Origin of the sequence: Solibacillus daqui (genome assembly GCF_028747805.1) — a bacterium.
GTDB classification, from domain to species: domain Bacteria; phylum Bacillota; class Bacilli; order Bacillales_A; family Planococcaceae; genus Solibacillus; species Solibacillus daqui.
Map to the genome: position 1 here is coordinate 3,145,116 of NZ_CP114887.1, position 11,637 is coordinate 3,156,752.

Here is an 11,637-nt window from a genome sequence, read left to right on the forward strand (position 1 = left end):
TCTATGAAATCTAAAGGTAAAATTAGTATTCTTCATATTGTTTTTTTATCGATGACGGTGATTGGCTTGAAAAATCACGTAACAATCATTCCCTCTTTATTAAGTGGAGCTGAGCGCGATTCATGGATGTCAATCATTTTATCAGCTCTTATCACCGTTCCCTGGCTTTATGTATTTTTTCTACTTCAAAAACAGCTACATTCGGATTCCGTTCGTACTCGTTTGCTTACAAATTACCCTAAATTCGGAAACGTAGTGATTTATGTAATTGTTTTTTATTTATTGGTAATGGCTGCATTTACAATGCGTGAAACTTTACAATGGGTGTCGACAACCTTCTTAATTGAAACACCTGTTCTCCTACTATTTTTCCTTTTTTCAGTTGTTTGCCTTTTATTAGCCACGTCGTCCGTGTTAAGTATTACGATGGCGAATATTATCGTCCTATTTGGTGTCGTTGTATTGGGCTTTTTCGTTGCGTTTGTCAACTTACAAGTAAAAGACCATTCATTACTGCGTCCATTTTTCGAGCATGGCTATTCCCCCATCATAAAAACGGTCGTATATCCTGCTTCCGGCTTTTTTGAAATTCTTTTGCTTTTGTTTATTCAACAGCATTTTACGAAAAAATTAAAATTTACGCACCTACTCATTATTCTTTTCATTCTCGTTGGCTTAACGCTTGGTCCACTAATAGGTGCAATTACAGAATTCGGTCCTACAGAAGCTGCTAGACAACGTTATCCTGCCTTTGAAGAATGGAGAATTGCTAAAATTGGTAACTATGTATCGCATTTAGACTTCTTCTCTATTTATCAATGGTTAACAGGTACGTTTATACGCGTCGGCTTTTTATTATATATCGCCATTGAGCTATTAGGGATGACAGGGAAGAAAAAAAAAATTTGGGAAATCGTTGCACCAGCATTTATTTTTTTAACATTGCCGCTATTTTTGATAAATGACAGTATATTTATCGAGATTAAAGGGAAGTATTTTTTAATAAGTACAGCTTTGTTCTTTTTCATATTAGCGTTTTTATTGCTGTTTCTTTTACGAAAGAGAACAAACAGTAAGGTGGAAAGCGATGCATCAAATTGATACGATTTCGTTAAAAGAGCACTTTAAACATTGTGAGGATGTTCATTTTCAAACGTATTCCTTTCAAACAAGCAAAGTAACACTTATTACATGCGATGCGATGATTGACAAATATTCACTAAATGAAATTATTGTACCTAGACTTCAGTCGATTTGTAGTGACTCCGATAAACCGTTAACTGAAAATATGCTTTCCCAAAATTTATACCTTCCTGATTTACAACAAATCACAGATTTAAACGATGCCACAACGAATGTATTTGGTGGCTTTGTCCTTATTTATGTGGAAAAGCTTCAAATACTATTATCAAGTAATATTGAAAAAAAGCCTAATCGAAGTCCAGAAGAAACGAAATTAGAGGTACAAATAAAAGGGCCTCGAGACAATTTTATTGAAGATTTATCAATTAATATTGCACTGATTCGCAAGCGACTACCTACTGATTCTCTTGCCGTTGAAAAGCTATCCATTGGGGAACGCTCGAAAACGAAGCTTGCCGTTCTTTATTTTCACGATATAGCAGATTTAACGATACTAAAAGAACTAAAGCAGGATTTGGAGTCTGTTTGTACTGATATTCTTATAAGCAGTGAATCACTTATGGAACGTTTTAATAAACGGTCCTATTTTTTACCGCTAAACCATACGACTGGTCGACCGGATTTTGCTGTAATGGCATTATCAGCAGGACGCTTTGTTATTCTCGTTGATGGCATTTCATATGCGGTAATTACTCCCGTCAATTTGTTTTTGCTATTAAAATCAGGTGAAGATTTTGATCACCCAGCGGTTACAAGCTCAATAGAGCGAATTTTACGAATTTTTAGTATTATTATCGCATTATTTTTACCTGCATTTTGGCTTGCTTTAACGACATTTCATCAAGAACAATTACCATTCCCGTTACTTGCGACAATCGTTCAAGCAAATACTGGGTTACCGCTTCCAACGGCGTTGGAAATGCTCGGTATGTTATTCATGTTTGAGCTATTTCGAGAAGCCGGATTACGTTTGCCAAGTACCCTCGGTGGGACAATTAGCGTCGTTGGAGGACTTATTATCGGAGATGCTGCAATACGTTCAGGAATAACAAGCCCTGCAATGATTGTCGTTATTGCCATTTCAACAATTGCAGGATTTACTCTTGTAAATCAATCGCTCGTTACTACGGTAAGTATTATGCGCATTTTGAATATTCTTATGACCTCTGTATTTGGCTTATTTGGCTTATTTTTATCGCTTTATTTGTTCGTGCTTTATTTAGCCAACTTGCGCGTGTATGGCGTTCCTTACCTTTACTTTACAGCTGATCTTTCTTGGTCGAATTTGAAAGTAACGCTATTCCGTCCTCCTATGTCATCCTATAAAAAAAGGACAGCAACAAAAAATCTTCAAGATAAAACGAGGGAGAAAGAGTGATGAAAAAGCTTCTATTTCTCCCACTCCTTCTTTTACTTGCAGGCTGCTGGGATACAAATCAACCGGAGCGAATGTATTATCTTTTCGGTCTCGGAATTGATTTTAAAGATGATGAATATATCATGTATGCCCAAATTATTGATTTTACGAATATCGCCAAATCAGATCAACCAAATCCTGACGCGAGTCAAGCAGAAGTCGGTGTAGCAAGAGGGCGAAATTTTAATGAGGTTTTTTTCAACTTATATAAGACTATGGATGAAAGACTTTTTTTAGGACAACTTGAATATATTGTATTTTCCGAGGAAGCTTTAAAACAAGAAAAAGGAAAGGCAACTGTTAATGCCTTTGTTCGCTATAGGGAATTGCGCTATACGACCTGGACATATGTTACGGATGCCCCTCTAGAAGAAATTATGTTAACAACACCGATTATTAATAAAGCCATTACATTATCAAAGGTAGGAGATCCAACCAACTCGCTGTCACAATCATCGTTTATTCAACCGATAAATTTCCGTGAACTTTTGATTAATACTGATGAACCGAGCCATTCGGCGATTATTCCTTTCATCGAACTAAGTGACAGCTGGTCAACAGATAAAGGTCAAGATAGCGTATACTCTATTAAATCTGTTGCCTTAATTACCTATAAGGACGGTTATATGGGGCAATTAAAAGGCGACGATGTAAAAGGACTCCAATGGATGAACGAAAAAACCACGCGTGGTCAAGTAACAATTAAAATAGATGGTTTTTCAGAACCTTATATAACAAATGTCATAGAATCCGTTAAACCAACTATTCGTCCAATCATCAACGAAGATTCGATACACTTTGAATTGGAGGTAAAATGTGTTGTTAAAGCGATAGAATCTGAGAATCAGGAAATAATGGATCAAGTAAAAGATAAAATTGAAGAGACGATAAAAAAAGAAATTGAAGCGACCTATAAAGCAGCGTTAGAAATGGGCGTGGATGTTTTTCGTCTATCCGAAGTAGTGTATCGAAAACACAATAAGTCTTGGAAAAAATTCCATGTAGATGGGACTGTACCGTTAAATGAAAATTCCATTCGCTCGATTGACGTTGAAGTTGTAAAAATGAATGGTGAACGTATCATTTCAAATGAAAAGTAAAACGCCTACGGGGTTAGGATAAGAATAATAATGAACGTAAAAACATACACCGTTTCTTCGCAAAGAGACGGTGTATGTTTTTTTGTATCACTATTTATTTTATCGACCGCGCATGTTTTGCAATTAAACGATAGCCCTTTTGTTCTACAGAATTAAATAGCGATGGTGTGTATGCATCTAAACGTAACTCATCAAGCTCTGCATCAATTGGCGCTGCGCAGTTAATTGTTGCTAATTGGTGTGATAAGCGAAGCATGTCTTCATTTTCACTAATTTTAATTCGTTGCCCCGGCTTTAATGTCGATAATGCTGCTAATACCCCGTCAATGGAGCCGTGGTTTTGAATCAATTGTAAAGCGGTTTTCGGACCAATACCTTTAACACCTGGGTATCCGTCACTTGTATCACCCATAAATGCTTTTACGTCGGCAAATTGCTTTGGTGCAATGCCATATTCATCAACAAAGCGTGCCTCCGTGTAGACATCATATTCTGTGTAGCCCTTTTTCGTGAACGCAATTGTAGTAGTTGGATTTAACAGCTGCAATAAATCACGGTCACCACTAATAACAGTAATTTGTGCAGCATCCTTCCATTTTTCTATCATAGACCCAATTAAATCATCGGCTTCTAAACCCTTTGTTCCGAAATTTTTCCAGCCAATCATTTGTGATACATCCTTTGCCATATCAAATTGTGGCAGCATTTCTTCTGGAGGAGCTGGGCGATTTGCTTTGTAGCCATCGAACAATTCATTGCGAAATGTGTGGGCGCCCATATCCCAACAAACTGCTAAATGCGTTGGTTTCATTATATTTTGTGCTGTTAATACATGGCGTGCAAAGCCCTGTACGCCGTTCGACGGTGTGCCATCATCTAAACGAATAAATTGATTCATCGCAGCTGACGCGAAAAACGAACGGAATAGAAGTGCCATACCATCAACGATTAATAAATGTGGTTTTGTCATAAATATTCTTCCTCTCAAACTTCTAGACATTTATTATAGCAAAACCACAAGATCAATTGCACCTTTACGCAACTGCGTCGAGATTTCTAACACCTACTTAATAAGGTAAAACGCTGATAGACACACTTACCTTGATGGCAATAAGAATTCGATAATACGATTGACATCATGACTGAAAATTCGGTCTTCGGTCATACTTGGAGCAAGTTCTCGAATTTGCTCCCACTTTTCGCGTAGCTTTGGTGACATCTGCTCCACCCCACGATATTCTACAGCTTGAGCAGCACAAAATGCTTCAATCGCCAATACATTGCGGACATTTCCGATAATCATACGCGCATGTCGTGAACCCGTAGTCCCCATACTAACATGATCCTCCTGATTTGCTGAAGATGGAATCGAATCAACCGATGCTGGATGTGCAAGTGTTTTATTTTCTGATACTAAGCTTGCCGCGCTATATTGTAATATCATCGCCCCTGATTCTAAACCAGGTTTGGCACTTAAAAATGCTGGTAATCCTTCGTTTAACTGTGGATTCACTAAACGTTCAATGCGACGCTCCGAAACATTTGCAAGTTCGGCAACTCCAATTTTTAAAAAATCCATCGCAAAGGCTATCGGTTGTCCGTGGAAGTTCCCACCTGAAATAATGAGTTCGCCATCCTCAAAAATCAATGGATTATCCGTTGCTGCGTTCATTTCAAGCTCTAGCTTTTCTTTGACATAATTTAATACTTGCCAGCTCGCTCCATGAATTTGAGGAATGCAGCGCAGTGAATATGGATCTTGTACACGTTTTTCCCCTTGATGTGTAATAAGTTCACTGCCTTCGAGCCAGTCACGCATACGCGCTGCAACGTCCATCTGCTCATGCATTCCACGTGCCTCGTGAACAGCTGGGTGGAAGGCATCAATAATACCGTACAATGCTTCCATCGTCATCGCTGCAATCCATTCACTTGCGTACGCTAATTTTTCGGCTTCAATATAGTTAACAATCCCTTGTGCAGTCATTGCTTGTGTTCCATTAATGAGCGCTAAGCCTTCCTTTGCTTGTAGCTCGATTTTCGGAAGATTTAGCTGGTCAAATAATTCACTCGATGGTCGACGTTCCCCTTGAACAAACACTTCACCCTCGCTAATTAATGCCAATACTAAATGCGAAAGCGGTGCTAAATCACCCGATGCTCCAAGCGAACCTTGCTGTGGAATGACAGGAATAATATCTTCATTAATCATATAGCATAGTCGCTCAAGCACCTCTAAACGAATACCTGAAAATCCTTTTAACAACGCATTCAAACGTAACACCATCATTGCTTTTGCAACTAAAATCGGGAACGGCTCGCCGAAACCACAAGCGTGTGAACGAATTAAATTCACCTGCAATTTACTGACTTCTTGTTCGGCGATTTTTACATCGCTAAATTTCCCAAACCCTGTATTAATGCCATACACCGTTTTATCTTGCTGTACAATTCGTTCAACTGCTTCACGGCTTTTTGCTACTTTATGTTTTGCATCATCTGCAATCGCTACTTTTTGTTTACTATATAAAATACTTGCCATTTGTTCCATCGACAAATTCTGGCCGTTTAATTGAATCATATTACCCCACCCTTTGTGAATTTTCTAAATCAATAGTTTCCTTGAATTTATTATTCTACAAAAAATAGTTTATTTCCACTTATTTTTTAACAAAAATCAAATTTTCTCTCTAAAAATCATTTTTTACGTGGTTTATTACGGTATTTTCAATTTAACCTGTTTATATGCTAATAAACTATTTCACTAGTAATTTAGTATTCTATTATAGTAAAGTGTTTTATACCACACAAAAAAAGAGACCCTAAATCGAATCTCTTAAAAATTTTTTATTTTGTTCGTTTCATATCTCGAATTGCTTGGATTGATAAGCGTACGAGTAATATTGCACATAAAAATAAACCTAGGTAAGCAGCCGTATTTAGATAAACAGCATAGGCGGTATGAATAAACTGCGAAATTGCTAGCAATGCTACCGAGATAATGCCAAATGTAATGCCAACGAGCAACAACACGAAACGTGAAAATAGCTGTGTAACAAACATCGCATTCGTTTTATCCGAGAAAATATCATGATGCAAAATGATTTTGCCGCTTTCTGCTTTTTTTATCATTTGATCAATACGACGAGGAATTTTTCGTAAATTGGGTAAAAGTAGCGCCAGCTCTTCTTCGATAAATTGCTTCGTTTCTTTTGGTTGCTTAAATGGTTTTGCCAAACTCGCTTTTAAATAGTTATTTGAAAAATCTTTAATTTCTCTAAAAATTTCAAAGCGTGGGTCAATAGTTGATAATGTCCCGTCTAGTGTGACAATTGCGCGTAAAGCTATACTAACTGCCGGATAGAAATGTAGACCAAAATCACGTGCGACCGAGAAAATAGAATATATCAGTTCGTCCGTTTCAACGCGTGACACATAACTAATTCTAAGTAAAATTTGGCTAATGGCCTGTTCCATTTCTTGACGATTCACCGATTCACCATTTTCTACTAGTAGGTTGATACCGTCAACAACAAGCGCTGCATCCGCCTGGTGAATTCCAACTAAAAAATACTTAAGGCCATCTTGTTGCTGTATTGCTAAGCGACCCACCGCACCGTAATCCAACATTGCCACCCGACCCGTATCTTCTTCAATATAAATATTGCCTGGATGTGGATCGGCATGAAATATACCAGAAACAAGTGCCTGTTCTAAAAAGGCATATAGAAGCGTTTGAGCAAAATCATGGCGATTTACACAGTTATCATTAAATAATGCATTTGCCACAGTAACGGATTGCCCTTTAATATACTCCATTACAAGCACATTTTTTTTGCTATAGCGCGTAAAAACTTGGGGCACTTTTACGTTGATTTCACCTTTTTGCACAATGAGCGCCATTTGCTCCATATTGCGCGCCTCAATATTAAAATCGATTTCCTCACTAAGCGCTAAACTAAACCCTTTTGCTAAATCATAGAAACCTAAGTTTTCAGCCCACCCGGATTTACTCGAAATCCAACTTGCAAATTCCATTAAAATCGATAAATCCTCATGCATAATATGCTTTACTTCAGGACGTAGCAATTTAACGACAACCGGCTCATTTGCTTCTTTCAAAACCGCCTTATGCACTTGTCCAATAGAGGCTGAAGCTAATGGCGTTTTGCTAAAGTAGGAAAATACTTGGTCTACATCTTGACCGTAATTTTCTTGTAAAATTTGTTCAACTTGCTGTTCAGTTAATGGCTTTACATGCTGCTGAAGCTTTTCTAATTCTTCTATAAAAATAGGTGATAGAAGCTCTTTTCTTGTAGATAGTACTTGACCAAATTTGATAAATACCCCACCACATTGTTCAAGTGTGTCACGCAAAGCCTTCGCTAACTCACGCTCATCTTCACGAGAACGCGCATATTTTACCGTACGCGTTACACCATTTTTCACAGCTATACCGACTACTTCGCGTAAACGTTTTTGACGCTTCCAATATATTAACAGTGTTTTGAAATAAGAACGTCTACCAACAGGTGTACCATTTTCATTTAACTCGATCGGGTCAAATAATTCGAAAAACAAGTACAACAGCATCGAAATAAGCAACATACTACCAAGCCACAGCAGCGTCGCACTATTTACTACATTCTCCACAATGCCGTAATCAAAATAATCCGTGCCACGCAAATACGTATACCAAAATACAAATGTTGTAAAAACAACACTTATAACGACTGATAGTACACGTTTTACTAAACTAACTTGCGAGCCGATTAATCGTCCACTGATAAAAAAGATTACAAAGCTAGCGCCTACTAATTGAATGACCGCTGAAATAATATTCAACAAGCTCGCCCCCTTAGTTCATCGTAATATGTACTTGAATGTCTACATTCCCTTTTAACGCCTTACTAATCATACAAGTTTCTTCTGCTTTATATGCATAGCGCTCTGCTAGTTTTCGTACACGCTCTGATTGGTCATTTAGCGTTATCGTGACATAATGATGAATTTCTTGATAGGTAAAGACACCGTTTGTCACATCAACTATTCCTTCTGATCTTAATGCCAATTCTGCATCAATTTGACCACGTTCATACATAGCCGCTAACGTGATGATATAGCACGTTGCTGCCGCGCCGAGCAACATTTCATCAGGGTTTGTACCGATTCCTGGACCATCCATTTCTGGTGGAATTGAAATCTGCGTTTGTAGGCGGTTTGCTGATAAGCTACCTACTGAATTTCTTCCCTGTGGCCAATCAATTTGTAAAGTAAATATATGCTTTGTCATTATAAGTTCACTCATTTCATTTTTCTTTTACTATAACATTTTTTAATAAATGAATGCTTTCAATGACTATAAACAAAGAAAAAACGCAAAATCCCTATTACTAGAAATTGCGTTTTGTTTAATTTACCAAACATTCTCTTTATATTTTTTGTAATAATTCACCTGACGCATGAACATATAGAACTTGCGCTTTAGGTGCTTGTCTTGCTTGTAGAATAAAGGGTTCACCATTTTATTTTCTTTTAATAAACGGGCGATATCCGCTTGAACAGCTGGATCAGCTACGAATTTCTTCAGTACGATTTTTGGCACGACCGAAAATAATACATCGCCTTTTAAATACGTGCACGGCTTCTCTTTATTGTAAATTAAATCATCAACAAAATAACGCGCCATATTATGTCCCATTGCCGTTACATAATAACTCGAACGCCCTTGACGGATATTTACTTCAAATACTTTGAACTTACCGTCGCGCTCATCATATTTTAAATCGAAGTTTCCAAAGCCGCGGTAATTCAATGCTTCTAAAAAGCCGCTTAGCTTCGTCATTAGATTTTCATTGTAGCGAGAAATCAGTGCTGTATAATTCCCAATGGCTGTTTTTGTATGCTCTTGTAGTACAACTTGCGCAAATGATACTAGCTGAGTTTCGCCTTTTGAGCTTACATAAACAACTGAATCCCACATCGCTGTATCTTCACCAGGAATGTAATCTTGAATGATTAATGTGTCAGCATAACCACTGTTTTTAATCATTTTCACAACATTGTTTAGCTCCGTGATGTTTTCAACTTTAAAAACTTTTTCTTGTCCTTCAAACGGATGTCGGCTATATTCAATCCCATTACTTGGCTTAATAATTACCGGATAGAGCATATCTTTTGTGAACTCATCGTCTGTTTTACAATTATAAAAAACAGTCGTCGGAAAATCGAGGCCGTGCTGCTCACATAGTTTATAAAAGTTTTCTTTAAATTGAACTTCATTCATTAACTCTTCATCAATGTAGTTAAATACAAAGTAATCTTTTAAAATATTGCGATTTTCAATAATGAGTCGTACATATAAGTCGTTTGTCCCGATTAAAATTAATTTTTCAGCTGCTTCTTCATATTTTTTGGCAACACTTATTAAAATTTTTGCAAATTGTGTTGGGTCACCTAGTTTTTTATCGTACTCTATGGCACGAGGTATCGTACTTAAATTTGTGAATGGCAGTACACCCTTTCCTACTAACACGGGCTGGATTTTATATTCTTCATGGAATGATATCGCCATGTTGTATGCATTAATATCTGTACCTACGATAATCGGTAAAAATGGTTGTTGGCTCATAACGTTTAGTTCCTCTCAACATTGTTCATGTAAGGTTATATTTTTCACTTATTTATCATACACCACTCGTTCCAATTATGCTGTATTTTGCAAACTTAATTTTGAGCATTCCTATCGTTTTTTTTGTGAAACTTTCATTAATTAAATACGTACAAATAAATAAGAGGTGATAGTGATGAACGAGCAACTACAATTATTTTTCTACAATGTCGAAAAAATCCGCCTTTATTTTGGTTCGGAAGCTGCTCCATTTGAAAAAGAATTAGCGCTTAAATTAACTGTGCGTAATATTCCTTTTTACTATGAAGACTATGAAAAGGTTGTACAGCAAATTAAGGCCAATACGAAATGGTATAGTAGTGCACGGGCTGGCCAAAAAATCTATCATAATTACTATGTACATTTCGCTAAAGCTCCTGAACAAGTCGTACACACATTACATATGTATAAACAGTTAACAAAGCAATTTAAACGAAATGAGCAAACGTACTTAGCAGCAATGTACATGAAGCATGACGCCGACATTCAAAAATTACAAACTCTCACTAACGAATTAGCACGGCAGCCCAGTTTAACCTATTCCGCACTTAAGCTTTCGACAACAGCTTTGCTTTCGACACGTGAAAATAATGTTGCAACTCTCGTACAAACATATGAACTCTATTACAAGGCTCTCATTTCATTAGGTTATGAGCATAAAGATACTACGAAAAATAGTGCAGTGCTATTAACTTTAGGGACGGGCATATTTTGTGATGAAACAAGTCAACACTTACAGCAAATTTCTCATTTTATTCGCAAATCCGATGTAAAGATTGAACGTTGTCATTACAATACAATTGCGCTATTGGCGTTAGCAAAATTTAAAGTAGTTCAATTCCCTGCTCTCTATGCAATTCACGACGAAATTTGCCGTGAGTTAAACATTAAAAAATACGACTGTAACTCGTTACTCTTAGCCGCGCAAATTTATACGTCCAATGAAGCCATCGGTGACTTACCAGAATCGGCACTCGATTTTAATGACATGCTGCACATTGATCCTGTAGTTGCAGGAGAATGTGGCTCTGACAACGGCGGTGGTGGAGATTAACGTTAGAATAACTGATACTTTCCTATTCCATATATCAAAATTAAAGGCATGCCAGTAATCCTAGCATGCCCCATTTTACTTAATCATAAAATTCTTCGATTCACATTGCTCAAACTTACCAATTGTACTTTCCGTCCTACCTTTTGAGCGTTGCCATATAAGTCGAGCTTAAATAGATAGTTATGTTTAACTTTGCTTAAATTTTGTAATAAATTTTGTATCGCGCATTACTTGCCGTAAATCATCTAAAATT

9 protein-coding genes are annotated in these 11,637 nt (G+C 37.1%); 4 read left to right on the forward strand and 5 right to left on the reverse strand.

Annotation, left to right across the window (positions count from 1 at the left end):
- Positions 1-3: 3 nt before the first annotated feature.
- The 3 genes from O7776_RS15530 to O7776_RS15540 are packed head-to-tail and all read left to right on the forward strand — an operon-like array spanning position 4 to position 3,660.
- Positions 4-1,101, forward strand: coding sequence for an endospore germination permease (locus tag O7776_RS15530; RefSeq protein WP_274307871.1), 1,098 nt, complete (start codon positions 4-6; stop codon positions 1,099-1,101).
- Positions 1,088-2,521 carry a spore germination protein gene (locus O7776_RS15535; protein ID WP_274307872.1) on the forward strand — a complete coding sequence of 478 codons (1,434 nt, stop codon included), beginning with the start codon at positions 1,088-1,090 and terminating at the stop codon, positions 2,519-2,521. The genes O7776_RS15530 and O7776_RS15535 overlap by 14 nt, the downstream gene beginning before the upstream one ends.
- Positions 2,521-3,660, forward strand: a complete 1,140-nt coding sequence (locus tag O7776_RS15540; protein ID WP_274307873.1) for a Ger(x)C family spore germination protein — start codon at positions 2,521-2,523, stop codon at positions 3,658-3,660. The genes O7776_RS15535 and O7776_RS15540 overlap by 1 nt, the downstream gene beginning before the upstream one ends.
- 94 nt (positions 3,661-3,754) lie before the next feature.
- Here O7776_RS15540 and O7776_RS15545 read toward each other — a convergent pair whose 3' ends face one another.
- From O7776_RS15545 to O7776_RS15565, 5 genes are all read right to left on the reverse strand, one after another.
- On the reverse strand, positions 3,755-4,630 hold the full coding sequence (locus tag O7776_RS15545; RefSeq protein ID WP_274307874.1) for a 5'-3' exonuclease: 876 nt from the start codon (positions 4,628-4,630) through the stop codon (positions 3,755-3,757).
- Positions 4,631-4,756: 126 nt separating this feature from the next.
- Positions 4,757-6,241 carry a histidine ammonia-lyase gene (gene hutH / locus O7776_RS15550; RefSeq protein ID WP_274307875.1) on the reverse strand — a complete coding sequence of 495 codons (1,485 nt, stop codon included), beginning with the start codon at positions 6,239-6,241 and terminating at the stop codon, positions 4,757-4,759.
- A gap of 266 nt (positions 6,242-6,507) precedes the next feature.
- A complete protein-coding gene (locus O7776_RS15555; protein WP_274307876.1) occupies positions 6,508-8,505 on the reverse strand; it encodes an ABC1 kinase family protein in 1,998 nt (665 codons plus the stop codon).
- A 13-nt stretch (positions 8,506-8,518) separates the two neighbouring features.
- Positions 8,519-8,953 (reverse strand): SACOL1771 family peroxiredoxin, encoded by a 435-nt coding sequence (locus O7776_RS15560; protein WP_274307877.1) that lies wholly within the window; start codon positions 8,951-8,953, stop codon positions 8,519-8,521.
- 123 nt (positions 8,954-9,076) lie between these two features.
- Positions 9,077-10,291, reverse strand: coding sequence for a carboxylate--amine ligase (locus O7776_RS15565; RefSeq protein ID WP_274307878.1), 1,215 nt, complete (start codon positions 10,289-10,291; stop codon positions 9,077-9,079).
- Between the two features lie 175 nt (positions 10,292-10,466).
- Between O7776_RS15565 and O7776_RS15570 the strand changes: the two genes are divergently transcribed.
- Positions 10,467-11,384, forward strand: coding sequence for a DUF4003 family protein (locus tag O7776_RS15570; RefSeq protein WP_274307879.1), 918 nt, complete (start codon positions 10,467-10,469; stop codon positions 11,382-11,384).
- The last annotated feature ends 253 nt before the right edge of the window (positions 11,385-11,637 follow it).

Bases quoted from the DNA above. Each gene is read 5' to 3' on its own strand.
- O7776_RS15530 (WP_274307871.1), top strand. From the start codon at position 4: ATGAAATCTAAAGGTAAAATTAGTATTCTTCATATTGTTTTTTTATCG.
- O7776_RS15535 (WP_274307872.1), top strand. From the start codon at position 1,088: ATGCATCAAATTGATACGATTTCGTTAAAAGAGCACTTTAAACATTGT.
- O7776_RS15540 (WP_274307873.1), top strand. From the start codon at position 2,521: ATGAAAAAGCTTCTATTTCTCCCACTCCTTCTTTTACTTGCAGGCTGC.
- O7776_RS15545 (WP_274307874.1), bottom strand. From the start codon at position 4,630: ATGACAAAACCACATTTATTAATCGTTGATGGTATGGCACTTCTATTC.
- hutH (WP_274307875.1), bottom strand. From the start codon at position 6,241: ATGATTCAATTAAACGGCCAGAATTTGTCGATGGAACAAATGGCAAGT.
- O7776_RS15560 (WP_274307877.1), bottom strand. From the start codon at position 8,953: ATGACAAAGCATATATTTACTTTACAAATTGATTGGCCACAGGGAAGA.
- O7776_RS15565 (WP_274307878.1), bottom strand. From the start codon at position 10,291: ATGAGCCAACAACCATTTTTACCGATTATCGTAGGTACAGATATTAAT.
- O7776_RS15570 (WP_274307879.1), top strand. From the start codon at position 10,467: ATGAACGAGCAACTACAATTATTTTTCTACAATGTCGAAAAAATCCGC.